General features: G+C 62.6%; 22 protein-coding genes. 9 read left to right on the forward strand and 13 right to left on the reverse strand.

The window, feature by feature from the left end; translation table 11 throughout:
• Positions 1-8: 8 nt before the first annotated feature.
• The 3 genes from sdhA to sdhC are packed head-to-tail and all read right to left on the reverse strand — an operon-like array spanning position 9 to position 2,644.
• The gene (sdhA, locus tag HJC00_RS08210) at positions 9-1,850 is read right to left on the reverse strand and encodes a succinate dehydrogenase flavoprotein subunit (protein WP_210632960.1); all 1,842 of its coding nucleotides are present in this window, start codon (positions 1,848-1,850) and stop codon (positions 9-11) included.
• A gap of 7 nt (positions 1,851-1,857) precedes the next feature.
• Entirely contained in the window at positions 1,858-2,238 is a 381-nt protein-coding gene (sdhD, locus tag HJC00_RS08215; protein ID WP_221102543.1) for a succinate dehydrogenase, hydrophobic membrane anchor protein, read from the reverse strand.
• 10 nt (positions 2,239-2,248) lie between these two features.
• Positions 2,249-2,644 carry a succinate dehydrogenase, cytochrome b556 subunit gene (gene sdhC / locus HJC00_RS08220; protein WP_168296584.1) on the reverse strand — a complete coding sequence of 132 codons (396 nt, stop codon included), beginning with the start codon at positions 2,642-2,644 and terminating at the stop codon, positions 2,249-2,251.
• 410 nt (positions 2,645-3,054) lie between these two features.
• Here sdhC and HJC00_RS08225 point away from each other — a divergent pair, with 410 nt between their 5' ends.
• On the forward strand, positions 3,055-3,567 hold the full coding sequence (locus tag HJC00_RS08225) for a hypothetical protein (protein ID WP_210632962.1): 513 nt from the start codon (positions 3,055-3,057) through the stop codon (positions 3,565-3,567).
• Here HJC00_RS08225 and HJC00_RS08230 read toward each other — a convergent pair.
• The 5 genes from HJC00_RS08230 to tsaD are packed head-to-tail and all read right to left on the reverse strand — an operon-like array spanning position 3,564 to position 7,029.
• A complete protein-coding gene (locus HJC00_RS08230) occupies positions 3,564-4,217 on the reverse strand; it encodes a methyltransferase (RefSeq protein ID WP_221163842.1) in 654 nt (217 codons plus the stop codon). The genes HJC00_RS08225 and HJC00_RS08230 overlap by 4 nt on opposite strands.
• Positions 4,214-4,645, reverse strand: a complete 432-nt coding sequence (locus tag HJC00_RS08235; RefSeq protein ID WP_210632964.1) for an EVE domain-containing protein — start codon at positions 4,643-4,645, stop codon at positions 4,214-4,216. Before HJC00_RS08235 ends, HJC00_RS08230 begins: the two co-directional genes overlap by 4 nt.
• A 2-nt stretch (positions 4,646-4,647) precedes the next feature.
• Entirely contained in the window at positions 4,648-4,941 is a 294-nt protein-coding gene (locus HJC00_RS08240) for a YciI-like protein (protein ID WP_210632965.1), read from the reverse strand.
• 10 nt (positions 4,942-4,951) lie between these two features.
• On the reverse strand, positions 4,952-5,935 hold the full coding sequence (locus HJC00_RS08245; protein ID WP_221146076.1) for an NAD(P)H-dependent glycerol-3-phosphate dehydrogenase: 984 nt from the start codon (positions 5,933-5,935) through the stop codon (positions 4,952-4,954).
• The gene (tsaD, locus tag HJC00_RS08250) at positions 5,932-7,029 is read right to left on the reverse strand and encodes a tRNA (adenosine(37)-N6)-threonylcarbamoyltransferase complex transferase subunit TsaD (protein WP_210632967.1); all 1,098 of its coding nucleotides are present in this window, start codon (positions 7,027-7,029) and stop codon (positions 5,932-5,934) included. The genes HJC00_RS08245 and tsaD overlap by 4 nt, the downstream gene beginning before the upstream one ends.
• Positions 7,030-7,101: 72 nt before the next feature.
• Between tsaD and hemC the strand changes: the two genes are divergently transcribed.
• From hemC to HJC00_RS08280, 6 genes are all read left to right on the forward strand, one after another.
• On the forward strand, positions 7,102-8,031 hold the full coding sequence (hemC, locus tag HJC00_RS08255) for a hydroxymethylbilane synthase (protein ID WP_221163843.1): 930 nt from the start codon (positions 7,102-7,104) through the stop codon (positions 8,029-8,031).
• A gap of 7 nt (positions 8,032-8,038) precedes the next feature.
• Positions 8,039-8,746, forward strand: coding sequence for a uroporphyrinogen-III synthase (locus HJC00_RS08260; protein WP_210632969.1), 708 nt, complete (start codon positions 8,039-8,041; stop codon positions 8,744-8,746).
• Between the two features lie 423 nt (positions 8,747-9,169).
• Positions 9,170-10,438, forward strand: coding sequence for a COG4223 family protein (locus tag HJC00_RS08265; protein ID WP_210632970.1), 1,269 nt, complete (start codon positions 9,170-9,172; stop codon positions 10,436-10,438).
• A 4-nt stretch (positions 10,439-10,442) separates the two neighbouring features.
• Complete coding sequence (locus tag HJC00_RS08270; RefSeq protein ID WP_221122934.1) at positions 10,443-12,062, forward strand: heme biosynthesis protein HemY; 1,620 nt, start codon at positions 10,443-10,445, stop codon at positions 12,060-12,062.
• Positions 12,063-12,079: 17 nt separating this feature from the next.
• Positions 12,080-12,565, forward strand: coding sequence for a TerB family tellurite resistance protein (locus tag HJC00_RS08275; RefSeq protein ID WP_085860640.1), 486 nt, complete (start codon positions 12,080-12,082; stop codon positions 12,563-12,565).
• Positions 12,555-13,307, forward strand: coding sequence for a glutamine amidotransferase (locus HJC00_RS08280; protein ID WP_210633045.1), 753 nt, complete (start codon positions 12,555-12,557; stop codon positions 13,305-13,307). The genes HJC00_RS08275 and HJC00_RS08280 overlap by 11 nt, the downstream gene beginning before the upstream one ends.
• A 13-nt stretch (positions 13,308-13,320) precedes the next feature.
• Here HJC00_RS08280 and HJC00_RS08285 read toward each other — a convergent pair whose 3' ends face one another.
• Positions 13,321-14,553 (reverse strand): MFS transporter, encoded by a 1,233-nt coding sequence (locus tag HJC00_RS08285; RefSeq protein WP_210632972.1) that lies wholly within the window; start codon positions 14,551-14,553, stop codon positions 13,321-13,323.
• A gap of 142 nt (positions 14,554-14,695) precedes the next feature.
• On the opposite strand from HJC00_RS08285, the gene HJC00_RS08290 reads away from it, so the two are divergent.
• Both HJC00_RS08290 and HJC00_RS08295 read left to right on the forward strand, forming a co-directional pair.
• On the forward strand, positions 14,696-14,986 hold the full coding sequence (locus HJC00_RS08290) for a YggT family protein (protein WP_011427104.1): 291 nt from the start codon (positions 14,696-14,698) through the stop codon (positions 14,984-14,986).
• On the forward strand, positions 14,983-15,294 hold the full coding sequence (locus HJC00_RS08295) for a DUF167 domain-containing protein (protein WP_210632973.1): 312 nt from the start codon (positions 14,983-14,985) through the stop codon (positions 15,292-15,294). The genes HJC00_RS08290 and HJC00_RS08295 overlap by 4 nt, the downstream gene beginning before the upstream one ends.
• 4 nt (positions 15,295-15,298) lie before the next feature.
• Here the strand turns inward: HJC00_RS08295 and ppa are convergent, their stop codons facing one another.
• The 4 genes from ppa to HJC00_RS08315 all read right to left on the reverse strand — a co-directional run bounded on the left by ppa (position 15,299) and on the right by HJC00_RS08315 (position 20,757).
• Positions 15,299-15,835, reverse strand: a complete 537-nt coding sequence (gene ppa, locus HJC00_RS08300; RefSeq protein ID WP_210632974.1) for an inorganic diphosphatase — start codon at positions 15,833-15,835, stop codon at positions 15,299-15,301.
• Between the two features lie 147 nt (positions 15,836-15,982).
• On the reverse strand, positions 15,983-16,489 hold the full coding sequence (locus tag HJC00_RS08305) for a GNAT family N-acetyltransferase (protein WP_011427107.1): 507 nt from the start codon (positions 16,487-16,489) through the stop codon (positions 15,983-15,985).
• A gap of 200 nt (positions 16,490-16,689) precedes the next feature.
• Positions 16,690-18,510, reverse strand: coding sequence for a translational GTPase TypA (typA, locus tag HJC00_RS08310; RefSeq protein WP_085779724.1), 1,821 nt, complete (start codon positions 18,508-18,510; stop codon positions 16,690-16,692).
• A 159-nt stretch (positions 18,511-18,669) separates the two neighbouring features.
• Positions 18,670-20,757 carry a M3 family metallopeptidase gene (locus HJC00_RS08315; RefSeq protein ID WP_221163844.1) on the reverse strand — a complete coding sequence of 696 codons (2,088 nt, stop codon included), beginning with the start codon at positions 20,755-20,757 and terminating at the stop codon, positions 18,670-18,672.
• Between the last annotated feature and the right edge of the window lie 188 nt (positions 20,758-20,945).

The raw sequence follows: 20,945 nt of genomic DNA on the forward strand, positions 1-20,945 counted from the left end.
TCTTGAAATCAGTACACGCGAGCTTTTGGCTCGATCTTATGCGGATCGATGCCTTCGGCGATGAGCTCGGTGTGAACAGGGCGATAGTCGAGCTTGACGTCGCCTGCCTCGTTCACCCAGGCAAGCGTATGCTTACGCCAGTTGACGTCGTCGCGGCCGGCGAATGCACCCTCGGTATAATCCTCGCGAGCGTGCGAACCGCGGCTCTCCTTGCGGGCCTCGGCGCCGTAGATCGTCGTGATGGCGTTGGCCATCAGGTTCTGCAGTTCGAGCGTTTCCACCAGGTCGGAGTTCCAGACCATCGAACGGTCGGTGACCTTGATGTCCTGCATCTCGCCCCAGATCGCCGAAATGCGCCGGCAACCGGATTCCAGCGATTCCTGCGTGCGGAACACGGCCGCATCTTCCTGCATGGCGCGCTGCATCTTCTCGCGCAGCACAGCCGTCGGCGTGCCGCCGCTGGCGTGACGCAGGCCGTCGAAGCGGTCCATGATCTTGTCGCAGGCCGCGACGTTGAGATGCGGGATGGGCGCCGCGCGGTCGATGACTTCGCCGGCGCGGATCGCGGCGGCGCGGCCGAAGACCACGAGGTCGATCAGCGAGTTGGAGCCGAGGCGGTTGGCGCCGTGCACCGAGGCGCAGCCGGCTTCACCGACCGCCATCAGGCCGGGAATGATCCGCTCCGGATTGGCGCCATCGGCGTTCAGCACTTCGCCCCAGTAATTGGTGGGAATGCCGCCCATATTGTAGTGAACGGTCGGCAGAACCGGGATGGGCTCGCGCGTGACGTCGACGCCGGCGAAGATCTTGGCGCTCTCGGAAATCCCCGGCAGGCGCTCATGCAGAACGGCCGGATCGAGGTGGTCGAGATGCAGGAAGATGTGATCCTTGTTCTTGCCGACGCCGCGGCCTTCGCGGATCTCCAGCGTCATGCAGCGCGAAACGACATCGCGCGAGGCAAGATCCTTGGCCGAAGGCGCATAACGCTCCATGAAGCGTTCACCCTCGGAGTTGACGAGGTAACCACCTTCGCCGCGCGCGCCTTCCGTGATCAGACAGCCCGAACCGTAGATTCCGGTCGGGTGGAACTGCACGAATTCCATGTCCTGCAGCGGCAGGCCGGCGCGTGCCACCATGCCGCCGCCGTCGCCGGTGCAGGTGTGGGCCGAGGTTGCCGAGAAATAGGCGCGGCCGTAGCCGCCGGTCGCCAGCACCACCATCTTGGCGGCGAAGCGATGGATCGTACCGTCATCGAGGCACCAGGCGACGACACCGGTGCAGCGGCTGCCGTCCTCAGACATGATCAGGTCGAGCGCGAAATATTCGATAAAGAATTCGGCATTGTTGCGCAGCGACTGACCGTAGAGCGTATGCAGGATGGCGTGGCCGGTGCGGTCGGCAACGGCGCAGGTGCGCTGGACTGGCGGGCCTTCGCCGTAATTCTGCATGTGGCCGCCGAAGGGGCGCTGGTAGATCTTGCCTTCCTCGTTGCGCGAGAACGGCACGCCGTAATGCTCGAGCTCATAGACCGCCTTCGGCGCTTCCATGGTGAGATACTGCATGGCGTCGACGTCGCCGAGCCAGTCGGAACCCTTGACCGTATCATAGAGATGCCACTGCCAGCTATCCGGTGTCATGTTGCGCAGCGAGGCGGCGATGCCGCCCTGGGCCGCAACCGTGTGCGAGCGGGTCGGGAACACCTTGGTGATGCAGGCGGTGCGGAAACCCTGCTCGGCCATGCCGAGGGTGGCGCGCAGACCCGCGCCGCCGGCGCCGACGACGATCACGTCATAGGAGTGGTCGACATATTTGTAGGCTTTGCCATTCTGGGCGGGTGAGGTCGGTGCCATATCGAGCTTATCCTACGAATGCGATTTTCAGAATGGCGAAGAGACAGAGGCTGGCGATCACGATCGCAAAGAAGGTGTTCAGCATCAGCAGAGCGATCTTGCCGAATTCGCCATGCACGTAGTCTTCGATGATGACCTGCATGCCGAGCTTCATATGGATGACGCCCGATATCACCATCAATCCCATGACAACGGCGACAAAGGGGTTCGACAGGGCGCGAACCACGTCCGCATAGGGCGCGCCGGCATAGGTGATCATGAAGATTACGAAGAAGAGGATCAACGGAATATTGGAGACCGCGGTCAGCCGCTGACGCCAGAAATGGCTCGTGCCTTCCTTGGCGGAGCCGAGCCCGCGAACCTTGCCGAGGGGGGTGCGCATATCCATGAGAGGACCTTCAGAAGCGAATGAGGAAGCCGATCACCCAGACCAGCACGGTCAGACAGAGCGACCCGATGATGTTGGCGATGGCGAGTTTGGTGGAGACTTCCTTCTCGAAGCCGTAGCCGAGATCCCACATGAGATGGCGCAAACCGCCGAGCATGTGGTGCAGCAGCGCCCAGGTATAACCGAGCAGCACCAGCTTGCCGAGAAGGCTTCCGAGCACCCAATTGGCCCAGTCATACGACGCTTGGCCGCTTGCCGCCGCGATCAGCCACCAGGCGACCAGCAGCGTGCCGACATAGAGCGCACCGCCCGTGATGCGGTGGACGATGGACATGACCATGGTGGGAATAAGTTTGTAGACTTGCAAATGCGGCGACAGGGGCCGGTTATTTGTCACGTTCGCCATCAGAACCTCGCGGCGGCTTCTCTGCGCTCCCGGATTTCGGAGCATGCTCAGTCAACCACACGAATGACAAAATTCTCTGTGTGCGTTGCATCAATTGCGACGTTTACTCACCGGAAAGCCCGACGACAAGCACAATCGCTGTGCGCTATTAATTTAATCGATTCGGGTTGCCGCGAAGTTTGCGGGCGGGAGAAGCTCCAGAAAGGTGCGAAGCGGCCTTCCACCCGGAATTCCGTAAGAACAAAAGGTTAAGGGCGGTTCTGCGCCTCGGCGAAGAGGCTGAACCGCCCCAACGAAACTCGGCTTAATATTTATGCCGTTCCTTCCAGGCGCATGGACAAGCAGCGGCTTTTGGCGCAATCTGGCATTAACGATTTGTTAACGATCGGGAATTCCGGAGGCCGACATCCATGTTTCGCAGTCTGTCTGCAGTCGCCCTGCTTGGGCTCTCCGCGCTTGTCGCCTTGCCTGCCGCCGCCGGCGAGCGCCGTTTCGATCATCGCTTTGCCGATCATCGCTTCCTTGGCCACCGCCACGTCTTGCACAATGGCTTGCTTCTCGGCCAACGCCTCGGCTGGCGCGATCGCGGCATCCGTTTCGACAGCGCCTATATTCGCCGACCCGGCAGGGAGCGTATGCCGTTCCTGAAGCAGTTTTCGTCCCCGGCGACAAATCGCGTTGCCCGCAGCAGCCTGGTTATCTTCGCGCCCCAGCCGCCGGGTGGCGGCAGCGGCGACACCTATGCCGGCTCCTATGCCTATCAGATCGATGGCGGGACTTATGTCGGCGGCAATGGCTATGGCTATGGGTATTATCCGGGCGCACGGCTCGCGCCCCAGGCGCCGAATGCGAAGGTCATCGACGTCGGCGTCCAGGACGATCCCTGCAGCTACGAGGCCAATGTCTGCGTGATCCGGCCTTAAGATCTTGAGCCGAAGCGCCAGACCGTCGTCTTCTTGATTTCGCTGTCCTCCAGCGCCCGCGTCACCGGCACCTGATAGGCCGCACAGAATTCCAGCTGTTCCCGTGGCAGATAGCTTCTCCCGGGATCGCCGACCAGAACCAATATGCCTTCCCCCGTCAGCCTCGTCAGCCAGGGAACGAGCGCATCGGCGAAGACACGGTCGTAGAAGACGTCGCCGGCAAGCACGACATCGCCGGCGATATCCTGTCCGATCAGATCGGCGCCGGTAAATCCGAGAAAAACGCCGTTGGCCCTGGCGTTCAGCCGGATCGCCGTCTCCGCCCAGGGATCGATATCGGCGGCCGTCACCTCACGCGCACCGGCCATCATCGCCGCAATCCCGACGAGGCCGGAGCCGCTGGCAAAATCCAGCACGCGCTTGCCGCGCACCATTTCCGGATAATCGAGAATGTAGCGCGCCAGTCCCTGCCCGCCCGCCCAGGCGAAAGCCCAGAAAGGCGGCGGCAGACCGATCGCTTCCAGCTCTTCCTCCGTCTTCAGCCAGAGCTCATGCGCCTCGCTGGCCAGATGGAGCGAAATTTCCGGCACATGCGGCGGCGCCATCAGACTGGTATTGGCGCGGATGAAGGCTTCCGGATCGGTTTTCAACGCGGGGGATTGTCGAGCCCGCCCATGCGGCAGACTTCGGCCCACTCATCGTCGGTGACCGGCTGCACGGAAAGGCGCATGGAGGTGACGAGCGACATCTTGGTGAGCTTCTCGTTCGCCTTGATATCCTTCAACGTCACCGGCTTCGGCATGTCCATGACGGCGCGGATATCGACGCAATCCCACTTCGGATCGCCTTTTGCGGTGGGGTCGGGATGCGACAGCGCTGCGACTTCGACGATGCCGACGATCTCCAGCCCGTCATTGGAATGGTAGAAGAACCCTTTGTCGCCGATCTGCATCGCCCGCATGTTGTTGCGCGCCAGATAGTTGCGCACGCCGGTCCATTCCGTGCCCTTTTCGCCGGCGGCCTTTTGCTGCTCCCAGGACCAGGAGGCAGGTTCGGATTTATAAAGCCAATGCGCCATGCTCACGCCTCCGGCTTGTTGAAGACCCAGTTGAAGGGCTTGATATCGACGCTTTCGAACAAACCGGCCATGGCGTAAGGGTCGGCGTCGGCCAGCGCCTTTGCCTCTTGCGCCGTCTCCGCCTTGACAAGCACCAGGCTGCCGCAGGCTTTGCCCTCGTCGTCAAGGAAAGGCCCGGCCATGGAAAGCTTGCCTTCGGCATTGAGCTTGTCGAGATAGGCAAGATGCGTCGGCCGCGTCTCCAAACGAACGTTCAGATGTCCCGGCTTGTCCTTGCAGAGCAGGGCGAAAAGCATGTCTATTCTCCTATTCGGTGGTGATTGGACGCGTCATCAACTGCTCGATGGCGTCCGATATATCGAGCCTGCCGTCGATGATGGCGGAAACGGCGTCGGTGATCGGCATGCTGATCGAAAGCTCCGCGGCAAGTCGCGAGGCGACCGAGGCGGCAAGCGCGCCTTCCACCAGCGCGCCCTGCAGCGGATCGGCCTTTTCCCCGCGCCCGAGCGCAATGCCGAAGCGCAGGTTGCGCGATTGATGGCTCGTTCCCGTCAGCACCAGATCGCCGAGACCGGATAGCCCGCGCACCGTATCCGCCTTCCCGCCTTTGGCGACGACGAAGCGTGACATTTCCGCGAGCCCGCGGGCAATCAGCGCCGCACGGGCGGATTCGCCGATGCCGCGGCCTTCGACGATGCCGCAGGCGATCGCCAGCACATTCTTGAGCGCACCGCCGAGCTGCACGCCGATGCGGTCGCTGGAGGCATAGAGCCGGAAGGTCCGACCTGATATCGCCTGGGCGAGCCGCTCGGCAGTCTCCATATCCGCCGCCGCGATTGCCATCGCCGTCGGCAGGCCCTTGGCGATATCGGCAGCAAAGCCCGGACCCGAGAGCACCGCGATCGGATGGTCCGGCAGTTCCCGCTCCAGCATGTCGGTCAACAGCTTGCCGGTCGCCCGCTCGATGCCCTTGGCACAGGTGACGACAATGGCGTCTTTCGACAGATATGGGCCATAATGCCGCGCCGCATCCGCCTGCGCCTGCGAGGGCATCGCAAAAAGCACGATGGAGGCGCCGGCGATCGCCTCCGCCTCGGCGGCAAATTCGAGCGATTCCGGCAGAACAATGCCGGGCAGCACGGCATCATGCAGACGTTCGCTCTTCAGATCGGCCATCAGCGGTGGATTGCGCCCGACGAGCGTCACTGTGCTGCGACCGGCAAGGGCGATGACGGCTGCAAGCGCCGTGCCGAAAGCGCCCGATCCGACGACGGCGATCCTTTCGCTCATGCCTTGGCTCCTCTCTTTCCAAAGCCGATCAGCCTTTCCGCATTGGCATCGAGCGGCCAGCGCGAGCGCGGCTGGACGTCGAGTGCATCCGGGACCGCACCCGTCGCCATCCGCTCCAGCCCTGCCCAGGCAATCATCACGGCATTGTCGGTGCAGAGGCTCAGCGGCGGCGCGATGAAGCGGAAGCCGTTCTTGTCGCAAAGACCCTGCAGCGTCGCCCGCAGTTCGAGATTGGCGGCGACACCGCCGGCAACGACGAGCGCCGGTTTTTCCTGGTTGACCGGAAACTCGGCCTTGAAACGCTGCAGGCCGCGGCCGATGCGGTCCTTCAGCGTGCGTGAAATCGCCCGCTGGAACGAAGCGCAGATATCCGCCACGTCCTGATCGCTGAGCGGCGCGATCTCCTGCGCCGCCTGCCGCACCGCCGTCTTCAGACCGGAGAAGGAGAAATCCAGCCGCGCGTCGCCGACCAGTGGCCGCGGAAAATCGAAGCGATCGGCGTTGCCGTCCCGCGCCATGCGTTCCACTGCCGGGCCGCCGGGATAGGGCAGGCCGAGCAGTTTTGCCGTCTTGTCGAAGGCTTCGCCGAGCGCGTCGTCGATCGTCGTGCCCCAGCGCTCATAATCTCCGACGCCGCGCACCAGGATGAGCTGGGTATGGCCGCCGGAGACGAGCAGCATCAGATAGGGAAAGGAAAGCCCGTCGGTCAGCCGCGCCGTCAGCGCATGGCCTTCGAGATGGTTGACCGCATAGAGCGGCTTGCCGGCCGCCCTTGCAATCGCCTTGCCGGTCATCAATCCCACAAGCAGCCCGCCGATCAGCCCCGGGCCTGACGTGGCGGCGATGGCGTCGACATCAGCCAGCGACACATTGGCGCGCTTCAGCGCCTCCTCGATCAACTCGTCCAGCGCCTCGACATGGGCGCGCGCGGCGATCTCCGGCACGACGCCGCCATAGGCGCTGTGCTCGTCGAGCTGGGAAAGCACGACGTCGGAGAGTATCCTGGAATGGCCCTCCGCATCGCGCTCGACGATCGCCGCGGCGGTCTCGTCGCAGCTCGTCTCGATGCCAAGGATGCGCAGAAAGGGAACCATAAGGCCTGTTCGTTCATTGCGATGGGGCCGAAACCCGTTTACGAGAACTCCGGTAACAACGGAACAGAGCGGATGCAAACAAAACCTTTCCGGATCGGCACGCGGGGCAGCCCGCTGGCGCTTGCCCAGGCGCATGAGGCCCGCGACAGGCTGATGGCGGCGCATCACCTGCCTGAAGAGATGTTCGAGATCGTCGTGCTGTCGACCAAGGGCGATCGCATCACCGACCGGTCGCTGGCTGAAATCGGCGGCAAAGGCCTCTTCACCGAGGAGCTCGAACAGAAGCTCGTCTCAGGCGAGCTGGATTTCGCCGTGCACTCCGCCAAGGACATGCCGACGCACCTGCCGGACGGCCTGCATCTGTCCGCCTTTCTGCCGCGCGAGGATATCCGCGACGCCGTCATCGGCCGCACCGCACCCAAACTGATCGACCTGCCGCATGGCGCCACCGTCGGCTCCTCGTCACTGCGCCGCCAGGCGCTGATCCGCCGCATGCGACCCGACATCAACGTCATAGTCTTCCGCGGTTCGGTCGAAACCCGGCTGCGCAAGCTCGAAGAAGGTCAGGTGGACGCGACGCTGCTGGCGCTTGCCGGCCTCAAGCGCCTCGGCAAGGTCGAAGCGCTGACCGATATCCTCGACTCCGACGCCTTCCCGCCGGCGCCCGCCCAAGGGGCAATCTGCATCGAGAGCCGGATCGGCGATACGAGGATCGACGAGCTGCTGGCATCGGTCAACGATGCCGCGACCTTCGACACCGTCTCCTGCGAGCGCGCCTTCCTCGCTGCTCTCGACGGCTCCTGCCGCACGCCGATCGCCGGCTATGCCGTCTGCGAGGGCGACCTGATCCGCTTCTCCGGCCTGATCCTCACGCCAGACGGCCGCAGCCAGCATGCGGTGACGACGGACGGCCACCGCCGCGATGCGGCCGCACTCGGCACCCGCGCCGGCCAGGATGTGCGCGCAAGAGCCGGCAGCACCTTCTTCGACGACTGGCACTGAAGCAGCCATGCGTGTGCTTGTCACCCGCCCCGCGCATTCAGCGACAAGAACAGCACAACGTCTGCGCGATATGGGCCACGAGCCTCTGCTGCTGCCGCTGCGCCGGCCACAGCACGACAGTGCCGCAGCCGCGGCCGCGCTCGAAGCCACCAGCGGCGCGATCGCGGTGACCAGCGCCGAAGCCGTCAGGGTCGCATCCGCGCTCGGCGAGAAACTTCGTCCGCATCTTGTCCGCCCGCTTTTTGCGGTCGGCGAGATGACGGCGCAAGAGGCGCGCGGACTCGGCTTCCGTTCGGTCGCCGCGTCCGCAGGCAACGGCCGCGATCTCGCCGATCTCATCGCCACGCAGGGAGCGGAGGAGTTGCTCTACCTCGCCGGACTGCCGCGCGCCGAAACCTTCGAAACAAGATTGCGCCAACTCGGCATCCGCTTTTCGGTCGCCGAATGCTATCGCATGACGCCGGTTGCTCCGAGCCCGGCCGAGATCGAAGCTGTCTTTTCCGGCGGCCGCCCTAACGCCGTTCTCTTCTATTCCCGGCAGACGGTGGAAGATTTTTTTCGCCTGGCGGAGCTGCGATCAGCCCTGTCGGGACACCGCGAAATCCGCCTTCTCTGCCTGAGCGAAACGGTGGCGCAGGCCATTCCGATGTCCCTGAAAAAAACTGTGGCGATTTCATCCATGCCGGATGAGCAAAGTCTTTTGTCGCTGCTTTGAAGGCTTTTGAGCCTTTCCTGGTCAGATTGAAGCATTCTGCCGGAGCAGGTTTTCGTCAGGGCAGAGGCGATTGGCGACGGGCATACCCCAAGGTACGTCCGAGCCGATCGCCTCTGATCCTGGCGGAAACATGCCCGGCCCACCGGCCGCACCGCTTCGCCGTGGCGAAGCGACAAGTGCGTCCGGCGATTCCAAAGTCTTGCAGATTTGCCACGCAAATCTGCGGGAGGGTTGGCTGAAACGGGCCGGCTGATCGACCGGCCGGCTTGGCCGTGGAGCTTGGCTACGACGCGCGCCGGCCGGTCGACCCTCCGACTCCGTTTGAGCCAACAGAATGCTTCAATCTGACCAGGAAAGGCCCAAACCGCCCAAATTTGATCTAACCTCTTCCCTTAATTGGCATCACTGTCTAGTTTCGTTGCAATGCAGGATAAAGAGGACCTCATGGTATCGGGAAACCCGCCACGCCATTCGAAGAGCGCCGATGAGCCGGTCACGATCGACCTCGATGCACAGGACTTCGCCTCCGAAGCCGATACCACAAAGCCGGTGAACAACGATGCCGGCGACGCCGACAGCCCCCCTGCGGATCTTGGCCCGGCGCCGGAAACCGAAGCGGCGTCGCAGCCTCAACCTGAAAGCAAGCCCGAATCGGAGCCGGAGGAGGAGACGCCGGCAGTCGCCGAACCTTCCTTCACGCCCCCTGCCGAACAGCCCGCGCCGCGGGGCGCCGGCACCTCCGGTCTTATCGCCGCCGGCATTTTCGGCGGCCTCGTGGCGCTGCTTGGCGCAGGCGTCATTCAATATGCCGGTTACCTCCCGGGTTCCTCCGCGCCTGAGACCACCTCGCCCGAGGTGGCCGATCTCTCCGGCGAGATCGACGGCTTGAAACAGACCGTCGCCAACCTTGCCGCCAATCCCGCAAACACGGGCGACGGCGCGCTTGAGACGCGGATCGCCGCGCTGGAAACGGCTGCGAAGAACTCCGCGGCGGGGCCATCGGCGGATCCGGCAAATGTCGAGGCTCTCAACCAGAAGGTTGCGGAGCTCAGCAGTCAGGTCGATCAGCTGCGCTCGATGCTTGCCCAGTCCTCCGACCAGCAGACGAGCAGCGATGCCGATATCGCCAAGCGCCTGGCCGAGGCCGAAAAGAAGCTCAACGAGCCGCGCGAGGATGTTGCCGTCGCGCGGGCGATCGCGGCAGCCGCCCTGAAGGCAGCGATCGATCGCGGCGGGCCGTTCCTGGCCGAGCTGGATACCTTCGCTGGCGTCGCACCCGACGATCCTGCCGTTACGGATCTGCGCGCTTTTGCCGAGACCGGCGTTCCCTCACGCGCCGAGCTGATGCGTCAGGTTCCCGACGTTGCCAACGCCATCATCGAATCGATCAATCAGCCGGATCCAAACCAGAGCTGGTCGGATCGGCTGATGGCGAGCGCAAAATCACTGGTGACGGTCCGACCCGTCGGCAATATCGAAGGCGAAAGCGTTGAGGCGATCGCCGCCCGCCTGGAGGACAAGGTGAAGAACGGCGATCTGCCCGGCGCTTCCGCCGAATGGAACAATCTGCCGGCTGCCGGCAAGCAGGCCTCCGCTGCCTTCAAGCAGTCTCTGGAGGCGCGCATCCGTGTCGAGGAGCTGGTTGGCGGGGCGCTGTCGAAGGCGGTCGCCGGCGCCGGCAAGGAAGGGTGAGACCATGACCAGGCTTGTCATCTTCGCCCTGCTCGTCCTGCTTCTCGCCTATGGCTTTTCCTGGTTCGCCGATCGTCCCGGCGACATCTCGCTGATCTGGGAAGGCCAGATCTACCAGACGAAACTGATCGTCGCCGTCAGCGCGATCATCGCCCTCATCGCCGCCGTGATGATCGCGTGGTGGTTCGTCCGGTTGATTTGGACTTCGCCGCATTCGGTGACCCGCTATTTCCGCGCCCGCAAGCGCGACCGCGGCTATCAGGCGCTGTCGACCGGCCTAATCGCTGCCGGCGCCGGCAATGCATTGCTCGCCCGCAAGATGGCGGCTCGTTCGCGTGGCCTCATCCGCGCCGATCAGGAGCCGCTGATCAATCTGCTCGAGGCCCAGGCCGCACTGATCGAAGGCCGCCATGATGAGGCGCGCGCCAAGTTCGAAGCCATGGCCAACGACCCGGAAACGCGGGAGCTTGGCCTGCGCGGCCTCTATCTCGAAGCCCGCCGCCTCGGAGCCAACGAGGCCGCCCGCCAATACGCCGAAAAGGCCGCCGACAATGCACCTTATCTGCCTTGGGCCGCCCAGGCGACCCTCGAATATCGCAGCCAGGCTGGCCGCTGGGACGATGCGATCCGACTGCTCGAACAGCAGAAGGCCGCCCGCGTCGTCGAAAAACCCGAGGCCAACCGCCTGCACGCCGTGCTCCTGACGGCACGCGCCGCCGAGAAGCTGGAAGGCAACCCGGCCGGCGCCCGCGACGACGCCCTGCAGGCGCTGAAGTTCGCCGCCGATTTCGTTCCGGCCGCTCTCATTGCCGCAAAGGCACTGTTCCGCGAAGGCGGTCTGCGCAAGGCCGCTTCGATCCTCGAACAGGTGTGGAAATCGGCGCCTCATCCCGAGATCGGCCAGACCTATGTCAGAGCCCGCAGCGGCGATTCCACGCTCGACCGGCTGAAGCGCGCCGAACGCCTGGAAGCGATGCGCCCGAACAATGTCGAATCTCTTCTCGTCGTCGCCCAGGCGGCGCTCGACGCGCAGGAATTCGCCAAGGCGCGCGCCAAGGCGGAAGCGGCGGCGCGTATTGAACCGCGAGAAGCCGCCTTTCTGCTGCTCGCCGACATAGAGGAAGCCGAGACCGGCGACCAGGGCCGCGTGCGCCACTGGCTGGCCCAGGCACTGAAAGCCCCGCGCGATCCCGCCTGGGTGGCGGATGGTTTCGTCTCCGACAAATGGCTGCCGGTGTCGCCGGTCACGGGTCGTCTCGACGCCTTCGAATGGAAGGCGCCCTTCGGTCAGATCGAGGGGCCGCTCGAAGAAGGGTCGGCGCCCGCCTCGATCGAAACGGCTCTGAAGACCCTGCCGCCGCTGCGTGACGTCAGGCCAGAGAGCCCGGTCAACGATCATCGCATCATCGAACTGGAACGCGCCGCGACGATCGCCGAGGCCGTGCGCCCGGCGCCGGCACAGTCACCGGCACCGGCAAAGCCGAAACCGGCCGAATCCACCGCCAGCGACAAAGCGCCAGCACCGAACGAAGCAAAGCCCTTTTTCGGCGGATTGCCGGATGATCCCGGCGTTCGCGATCCCAGGACGGAACCGGAACCCAAGACACGGCTTCGCCTTTTCTGACACGGAACGAAACCCGCATGTTCGAACGCTTTCAGGCATTCTTCCAGAAGCTCACCGCCGATCGTCCAAAGAAAGGTTTTGCCCCCGATGACCCGCGCATCGCAGTGGCAGCACTCTGCATGCAGGTGATGGAAGCCGACGGTCAGATCAAGGCTAGTGAAAAGAAGCGGCTGCGCAAGCTCTTGAAGGAGCAGTATTCGCTCGACAGCAAGCAGCTCGATGCTTTGATGGCCGCCGGCCTCGAAGCCGAAAGCTCCGCCGTCGACTATTATCGCTTCACCGCCGACCTGAAACGCCATCTCGATACCGAGCAACGGCTGGAGCTGATCGGCATTCTCTGGGACATCGTTTACGCCGATGGCGAGCGCAGCGAGATGGAAGACCATGTCATCTGGCGTATCGCCGATCTGCTCGGCGTCTCCTCACGCGAACGCATTCAGAAGCGGCAGGAGGCGGCCGCCAGGGTCACGGATATCCAGGTTGCGCAAGATGATGCCGACTGAGCAAAATCCGGGCCGCGACCGGCGCCCGATCCTTATCGTCCTGCATCAGGAGCGGTCTAGTGCCGGCCGTGTCGGGCAATTGCTGGTCGAAAAAGGCTACTGCCTCGATGTCCGTCGCCCGGTCCTCGGTGATCCGCTTCCGACGACGCTCGCAGACCATGCCGGCGCCGTCGTCTTCGGCGGACCGATGAGCGCAAACGATCCGGATGACTTCGTCAAGAAGGAGATCGACTGGATCGAGGTTCCGCTACGGGAAAAACGCCCTTTTCTCGGTATCTGCCTCGGGGCCCAGATGCTGGTGCGTCATCTCGGCGGCAAGGTACAGCCGAATGCCGACGGCTCGACGGAGATCGGCTGGTACCCGCTGCACCCGACCGAGAAAGGCCGCCTGCTGATGCACTGGCCGAAGATGGTCTATCATTTTCACCGCGAAGGTTTCGAGCTGCCACACGGCGCCGATCTGCTCGCCGAAGGCGATGCCTACCCGAACCAGGCCTTCCATTACGACGGCAACGCCTGGGGCCTGCAGTTCCATGCCGAACTCACCCGAGTGATGATGCATCGCTGGGTCGTGCACGGCGCGCATCGCTTCATTCTGCCGAACGCCCAGCAGGGCCGCGAACACCTCGAAGGCCGCATGCTGTTCGACGCGCCGCTGAGAGCCTGGCTGACAGAATTCCTCGATCTCGTCTTCGAGGGAAAGTCGGCGAAGGCGACACCGTCTATCGCTCTGCGAGCATAATCCCGTTTAGTGGTCAGGCGGGCGCGTCGAGCGTGTCGATCCTGCGCAGCTTCGGGAAACTTGAAGCCCAGATCGCCGCGACCGCCAGTGTTCCGAGCCCGCCGATGACGACTGCCGGCACCGCGCCGAAGACCGATGCCATCGTGCCCGCCCTGAACTCTCCAAGTTCGTTGGAAGCGCCGACGAAGACCATGTTGACCGCATTGACCCGCCCGCGCAGCTGATCCGGCGTCCAGAGCGCGATCAAGCTCTCGCGCACATAGACCGACACCATGTCGGCCGCGCCCATCAGCGCCAGCGCTGCGATCGAAATTTCTGTATTGGACGAGGCGCCGAAGATGATGGTGCCGACACCGAACAGAGCGACGCCGATGAACATATAGAGGCCGGCGCGGTGTTTCAGCGGATAGGCGGCGAGGAAGATCGCCATGACGATGGCGCCGAGCCCCGGTGCTGCCCGTAGCAGTCCAAGGCCCCAAGGGCCAAGCGTCAGAATATCGCGGGCGAAAATCGGCATCAGCGCCGTGGCGCCGCCGAGCAGAACGGCGAAGAGATCGAGCGAGATCGCGCCGAGCACGACTTTTTCGGCGCGGATGAAACTGAAGCCGCCGAGGATCATCGCCCAGCTCTTCGCCTCACCCGTCGTCTTCTGTTCCGGCTTCGGGATCATGAAGAGGAGAGCCGCCCCGAGGACGGAAAAGATGACCGCCACCGTATAGGCGGTCGTCGCACTGACCCCATAGAGCAGGCCGCCGATTACAGGCCCGGTGATCGCCGCAAGCTGCCAGGACGATGAATTCCAGGCGATCGCATTGGAAAGGGCGCGCTCGGGCACGAGGTTGGGTGCGAGAGACTGCACCGCCGGCGACATGAAGGCGCGCTCGATCCCGAAAATCAGAAGCACCGCAAAGACCGGCCAGGGCGCGAAGGTTCCCGTCGCCGTCATGACGAGCAGCGCCAGCGTGCAGAGCGCGCTCACCAGAGAGCAAAGAGCGGCGATGGCCCGGCGATTGTGCCGATCGGCGATCGAACCGGTCACGAGAATGAGCAGCAGCGACGGCAGGAACTGTACGAGCCCGATCAGGCCGAGATAGATCGCCTTGCCGGTCTGGTCGTACATCTGCCAGCCGACGGCAACGCTGACGATCTGTTGCGAGAAGGAAAGCAGAAAGCGCGCGAAGAAGAAACGCGTGTAGGACGAATGCCGAAACGCGGCGAAACGGTCTCCGGTAGGCGAAAACGACATGGGGCCCTGTCCGAGGAAGCGGGCGCGCCGGAATGGCTGCGAGGCCGCCCGTTAAACATGATCTGCCATGCGTTTCGACACGGCACTTGCCCGTTTAGTCGCCAATGTCTACATGTCTGTCAACAACCAATTGGAGACGACGATGTTTGCCTTGTTTCAAACCATTGATTTGGTTTTGAATATTTACACCTGGATCCTGATTGCCAGTGCCGTTTTCTCCTGGCTCTATGCGTTTAACGTCATCAATTCCAGCAACCAGTTCGTCAATTCGGTCGGCATGTTCCTCTACAATGTCACCGAACCCGCGCTGAAGCCGATCCGCCGTCTGCTTCCGAATCTCGGCGGCATCGATATTTCTCCGATCATCCTGCTGGTGATCATCTTCTTCCTGCGTACCTTCCTTTGGACTACGCTATACCCGCTGGTCGCTTGAGCCCTCCCTGGAGATTTTCCGGCGATCAGCTGCGCCTGGCCGTTCGGTTGACGCCGAATGGCGGGCGTGACGCGATCGATGGCGTCGAAGCGGATGGCGACGGCGAGACCCTGTTGAAGGCGCGCGTCACATCAGTGCCCGAGAAGGGCAAGGCCAACAAGGCGCTGATCCTTCTGATCGCCCGGTCGCTGCGCATTCCGAAATCCAGCATCAGCCTCGTCTCCGGCGAGACGGCGCGTAAAAAAATCCTCCGGATTGAGGGCGACCCGGAGGATTTGGTAAAAAAGCTCGAAGCGTTATTGGGCTGAGGGTTCAGCCCTTCGCCTTCTTGGCCCGCTCGACGGCCTCGATGATGAGCTGGCCGGCTTCCTTGGAATCGCCCCAGCCGAAGATCTTCACCCACTTGCCGGGCTCCAGGTCCTTGTAGTGCTCGAAGAAATGCTCGATCTGCTTCAGCGTGATCTCCGGAAGATCGGTAAAGTCCTTCACCTTCTCGTAGCGCAGCGTCAGCTTCGGCGACGGCACGGCAATGATCTTCTCGTCCTTGCCGGAATTGTCTTCCATCTTCAGGACGCCGATCGGACGCACGTTGATGACGCAGCCCGGAACCAGCGGTCGGGTGCTGGCGATCAGCACGTCGATCGGGTCGCCATCTTCAGACAGCGTGTGTGGTACGAAACCGTAATTGCCCGGATAGGTCATCGGCGTGTAGAGGAAACGATCAACGACCAGCGTGCCGGCATCCTTGTCCATTTCATACTTGATCGGATGACCGCCAACAGGAACCTCGACGATAACGTTGACGTCTTCAGGTGGATTATTACCGATTGAAATGGCGTCGATGCGCATAGGATACTCCCGCGGGGTTGAATTGCTCGAAGCCAGATAATCAGTTTCATCTCGCAACGCAACACGGCAGATCACCGATGCGTGATGACACAGGCGTGATGCCGCAAAAACTTTAGAGGAGAGGTGTGCGACGCTCGAGCAGGCCGATCAGTTCCAGATGAAACCGATCTTCTTCAACTGCTTGTGATCGAAATTTTCCATGCCTTCGCAGAAATCGGTCCCGCCATGATGGCGGTAGAAGCGGCTGGCGGCCTCGTTTTCTTCAAGGCACCAGACGACCAGCCCGTTGCAGCCGAGCGACTTCAACAGCCGGCGCGCCTCGCCGAACAGCATGTGGCCGAGACCGATTCCCTGATATTCGGGGCGAAGATAAAGCTCGTAGATTTCACCTTCCTGCGGCAGGGCGCGGGCACGGTTGAGACCGAGCGTCGCATAACCGGCGACTGTCCCTGCCACATCGAGAACCAGCAACGTCGCGGGTCCGCGTGTTGCCTTGCGCCACCAATTTTCGCCGCGTCGCTCGATCATCTGCGTCAGCGCGCGATGCGGAATGATGCCCGCATAGGTGTGTTGCCAGGCGAGCCTGTGCGTTTCCGAAATGGCTCGGGCATCGTGCGGTTCGGCCCGCCGGACATCGATCGACAACGTCTTCATAACGTTTACTCTGGTCCTGCCGCAGGCAATTAACCATATGCGGCGAGCGCATCGTGATCGTTTGCCCACAGACTTGATATGTGGACGACGGATAAAATTTAACGCTTTTTTAACGATTGTCACAAGTCGGAATCAGCGCAGCGCACAATAAAAAACCCCGGCTCGAAGGCCGGGGTTTGAAAGGGGGAACGACTGGGCTCTTAGAGAGCCGCCTTGGTCTTTTCGAACCGTTTGCGGTCGTTGGCGTCGAGATACATCTTCCGCAGGCGAATGGACTTCGGCGTGACCTCGACGAGTTCGTCTTCCTGGATCCATGAGAGCGCGCGCTCCAGCGTCATGCGGATCGGCGGGGTCAGCTTGACGGCTTCGTCCTTGCCGGCGGCGCGGATGTTGGTCAGCTTCTTGCCCTTCAGCACGTTGACTTCGAGGTCGTTGTCACGCGTGTGAATGCCGATGATCATGCCCATATAGACCTTTTCGCCGGCGTCGATGATCATCGGGCCGCGGTCTTCCAGGTTGAACAGGGCGTAAGCAACGGCTTCACCGGCTTCGTTGGCGAGCAGCACGCCGTTGACGCGGCCGCCGATCTCACCCTTGTAGGGCTGGTAGCTGTGGAACAGGCGGTTCATGATCGCCGTACCACGCGTATCCGTCAGCAGTTCCGACTGATAGCCGATCAGGCCGCGGGTCGGCGCGTAAAACACCAGACGGACGCGGTTGCCGCCCGACGGGCGAAGCTCGACCATCTCTGCCTTGCGCTCGGACATCTTCTGCACGACGACGCCGGAATGTTCTTCATCGACGTCGATCAGAACTTCCTCGATCGGCTCCAGGAGCTGGCCGCTCTCGTCCTTGTGCATGACGACGCGCGGACGCGAAACGGCAAGCTCGAAGCCTTCGCGGCGCATGTTTTCGATCAGAACGGCGAGCTGGAGTTCGCCACGGCCGGAGACGAAGAACGAATCTTTATCGGCGCTTTCCTCGATCTTGAGGGCGACGTTGCCTTCGGCTTCCTTGAACAGGCGGTCGCGGATGACACGGCTCGTCACCTTGTCGCCTTCGGTGCCGGCAAGCGGCGAGTCATTGACGATGAAGGACATGGTGACGGTCGGCGGGTCGATCGGCTGCGCCTTCAGGGCTTCCGTCACCGACGGATCGCAGAAGGTGTCGGCGACCGTACCCTTGGAAAGGCCGGCAATGGCGACGATGTCGCCCGCATGCGCTTCCTCGATCGGCTGGCGCTCGATGCCGCGGAAGGCGAGGATCTTGGAAATACGGCCCTGTTCGATCAGCTTGCCGTCCTGGCCGAGAACCTTGACGGCCTGGTTCGGCTTGATCGAACCGGACGCGATGCGGCCGGTGATGATGCGGCCGAGGAAGTTGTTGGCTTCGAGGATCGTGCCGATCATCCGGAACGGACCTTCCTCAACCTTCGGCTCGGGCACGTGCTTGACGACGAGGTCGAGCAGCGGTGCGAGGCCTTCGTCGCTCGGGCCTGCCGGATCGTAGTTCATCCAGCCGGCGCGGCCGGAACCGTAAAGGATCGGGAAGTCGAGCTGCTCGTCGGTCGCATCGAGGGCGGCGAAAAGGTCGAAGACTTCGTTGACGACTTCGTCGGCGCGGGCGTCGGGACGGTCGATCTTGTTGATGGCAACGATCGGACGCAGGCCGACCTTCAGGGCCTTGCCGACAACGAACTTGGTCTGCGGCATCGGGCCCTCGGCAGCGTCCACGAGAACGATCGCGCCGTCCACCATCGAGAGAATGCGCTCGACTTCACCACCGAAGTCGGCGTGGCCGGGCGTGTCGACGATGTTGATGCGCGTGTCCTTCCATTCGATGGAGGTCGCCTTGGCGAGAATGGTGATGCCGCGCTCTTTTTCGATGTCGTTGGAATCCATCACGCGTTCCATGACGCGCTGGTTCTCGCGGAAGGAGCCGGACTGTTTCAGAAGCTCGTCAACGAGAGTGGTCTTGCCATGGTCAACGTGCGCGATGATCGCGATGTTGCGAAGTGCCATATGTCATAATCTCTGAGGCTGGGGCGCTACGCCAAGTGGACGCGCCATTTACGTTTGGCGCGCTCTTACCGGTTTTTTCGCGATTGCGAAAGGGGGTCGCGCGCGAAAGCTGCGGCATGGCTGCCGCCATGCCGCTCGCTTCTCTGTCATCAAACTGTCTTAAGCGTCGCTGCCTGTCAATTCCTCGAAGGTGGCGAGTCCCTTTTTGACCAGCATAGCATCCGGCCTCGGCAGCTTGCCGCGGAAGCCCTTATAGGCATCCTCGGGATCAACCGAACCGCCGGTGGAATAGATATTTTCCTTGAGCTTGCGCGCCATCTCGCCGTTGAAAGCGTCGCCCGTCTCCTCGAAGGCGGCGAAGGCATCGGCGTCGAGAACTTCCGACCACATGTAGGAATAATAGCCGGCCGAATAACCGCCGGAGAAGATGTGCTGAAAGTGCGGTGTGGCATGGCGCATGACGATCGACTTCGGCATGCCGATCTCGGCCAGCACCTCCGCCTGCACCGCCATCGGATCGTCGACGGCCTGTCGCGTGTGAAACGCCATATCGACGAGCGCCGACGAGGTGAATTCGACGGTGTTGAAACCGGCATTGAAGGTGCGGGCCGCCAGCACCTTGTCGAGGAGCGCCTGCGGCATCGGCTCGCCTGTCTCGAAATGCACGGCATATTCCTTGAGGATGGCGGGAACCGTCAGCCAATGCTCGTAGAGCTGCGAGGGCAACTCCACGAAATCCCGCGAGACGCCGGTGCCGGAAACCGAGGGATAGGTGACGTTTGAAAGCATGCCGTGCAGCGCATGGCCGAATTCATGAAACAGCGTGCGGGCGTCGTCGAGCGACAGCAGCGCCGGCTTGCCCTCGGCGGGTTTGGCGAAATTGCAGACATTGTAGATGATCGGCAACTCGCCGCGGCGGCCGTTCTTCAGTTGCAGCTTGTGCTGCGATTGCAGTGAGCTCATCCAGGCGCCTGAGCGTTTCGAACTACGAGCGAAATAGTCGCCGAGGAAGAGGGCGACCAGCCTGTCGTCCCGATCCCTGATTTCGAACACCCTGACGTCGGGGTGATAGGCCGCGACACCCTTCTTCTCGACCGCGCGAATGCCGAACAGCCGGCCGGCCACATCGAAGCAGGCGTCGATGATCTTTTCGAGCTGCAGATAGGGCTTGAGCTCGGCCTCGGAAAAATCGAACTTCCGGGCTCGGATCTTTTCGGCGTAGTGGCGCCAGTCCCAGGGCATCACCTCGTGGTTCCGGCCCTTCTCGGCGATCAGCGCCGCGATGTCGATCTCTTCCTCGCCGGCGCGTTTGACCGCCCGCGCCCAGACGGCTTTCAAAAGGCCGTTCACCGCATCTGCCGTCTTCGCCATCGTGTTGTCGAGTTTCAGCTCGGCGAAATTGCCGTAGCCGAGCAGCTTCGCCACCTGATGGCGCAGCGCCAGCGTTTCCTTGATGACGGCGCGGTTGTCGGTTTCCCCGCCGTTTGCGCCGCGCGCCACCCACGCATTAAAAGCCTGTTCGCGCAGATCTCGGCGCTCCGAAAAGGTCAGGAACGGCTCGATGATCGAGCGCGACAGCGTCACAGCATATTTGCCCTCCTCGCCGCGTTCGCGCGCCGCCGCCGCCATCGCGTCGCGCAGGAATTCCGGCAGCCCGGCAAGCTCGGCGCCGTCGGAAAGCATGAGCGCCCAGGCCTTTTCGTCGGCCAGCACGTTCTGGCCGAATCGGGTGCCGAGGCCGGCAAGCCTTTCGTTGATCGCGGCAAGTTTCTCCTGCTCGGCCTTTTCGAGCTTGGCGCCCGACTTGACGAAGCCCTTCCAATGGCGTTCGAGCACGCGTGTCTGTTCGAGCGTCAGGCCGAGGCTTTCGCGCTTCTCCCAGAGCGTGTCGATGCGGGCAAAAAGCGGGGCATTCATGCCGATCTTCGAATAGTGGCGCGACAGCTTCGGCGAGATCTCCCGCTCCAGCGCCTGGATTACATCGTTGGTATGGGCGCCGGCCTTGTTCCAGAACAACGCCGAGACGCGCGAGAGCGCATCGCCGGCAATCTCCAGCGCCACCACCGTATTGTCGAATGTCGGCGCATCACTGTTTCCGGCAATCTCGTCGATCTCCTGCTCGTGCGCGGCGAGTGCGGCGTCGAAAGCGGCGGAAAAATCGCCGTCATCGATGGCATCGAACCGTGGCAGGCCGTGGAGAGCGTCCCAGTTGATGAGCGCCGGATTGAAATCGTGGGGAGAAGCCATCGGAGAATTCCTTTTGGTATGCGGGATGGTCAATATAGGAGAGCCGTCACGGAATTGGTATGTCGTCGCGATGGGCTTTTGTCTCATTCGGCGATCTGACGCACGTCAGCCGGTGGGCAAGATTTCACAGTTGAAAATTAACCGTTTGTTAACGATTGACGCGAATCACCCACAAGCGCTAGTTTCCC

Origin of the sequence: Rhizobium sp. NLR22b, from assembly GCF_019685295.1 — a bacterium.
In the GTDB taxonomy this organism is placed as follows: domain Bacteria; phylum Pseudomonadota; class Alphaproteobacteria; order Rhizobiales; family Rhizobiaceae; genus Rhizobium.